The 914-nt window shown below is 70.9% G+C and carries 1 protein-coding gene; it reads right to left on the bottom strand.

Annotated features, from left to right (window positions below; genetic code table 11):
• On the bottom strand, positions 1–914 hold a 914-nt coding region (locus L687_RS39225; RefSeq protein WP_021201321.1), incomplete at both ends, for a glycoside hydrolase family 3 C-terminal domain-containing protein.

Here is a 914-nt window from a genome sequence, read left to right as displayed (position 1 = left end):
GAGCTCGGCGATGATCGCGAGCGCCTCGGCATCGGCGAGCACCTGGGCGACGGTCGCGCTGGTGAGGTCGAAGCGTCCGCCGGGTGCGGCGACATCCGCCATCTCGATCGTCGTGGACGCGGGGTCGGGTCGTGCGGCAGGCGACCAGTCGAGGTACCGGAGGCCGTGGCCGAACGCGAACGACGGGTCGACCGTGTCCGACGGTACGTCGGGGCGGCTCACCGCCACGGCTTCCATCGACGACGGCACCTCGAAGGGCAGCGACCCCTGGGGCTCCACCGCGCCGAACAGCACATTCACGAGCGCGGTGTCGGAGGCTCCGTAGTTCGCGATGATCGTCGAGGCGACGTCGAGAAGCGGGGCGAGGATCGCCGGACGATCGAGGTAGACGTCGAGCACGAGCGGCACGCGGGCGGCCAGATCGCGCAGGTGCGCGAGTTCGTCGTCGTGGAACTCGAGGGATCCGGCGCGGAAGAACGATTCGATGTCGGCACCGTTGCCGCGCGGCTCCCACGGGGCGTCGGTGCGCACGATCGCGACGTCGGCGCGGTCGGGGTCGGTGACCACATCGGCCCAGCCGGCGAGCTCGACGGGGTCGAGGCCTTCGACGTAGACGGTCGGGCGCCCCTGCAGCGGCAGATGCGCCGCCCCGCCGCCGTTCGTGAGCAACGTGAGTGAACGTGCCTGGGCCTCGAGTCCGGCGGCGCGGGCGTCTTCCCGACCGACGATCGCATCCGCAGCTTCGACATCGACGAACCGTGCGTCGTCGAACAGCCCGAGACGGAACTTCTCACGCAGCAGCCGGCGCACCGAGGTGTCGAGCCGGGACTCGGGCACCGAGCCCGCCCGCACGAGCCCGATCAGAGCCTTCGGGTTGAACTCACCGCCGAACTGGTCCACACCGGCATCGAGCG

It is taken from the genome of Microbacterium maritypicum MF109 (assembly GCF_000455825.1).
GTDB classification, from domain to species: domain Bacteria; phylum Actinomycetota; class Actinomycetes; order Actinomycetales; family Microbacteriaceae; genus Microbacterium; species Microbacterium maritypicum_A.
Note: the sequence above shows the minus strand (reverse complement) of the source record. Positions and strands in the feature narration are given on the sequence as shown.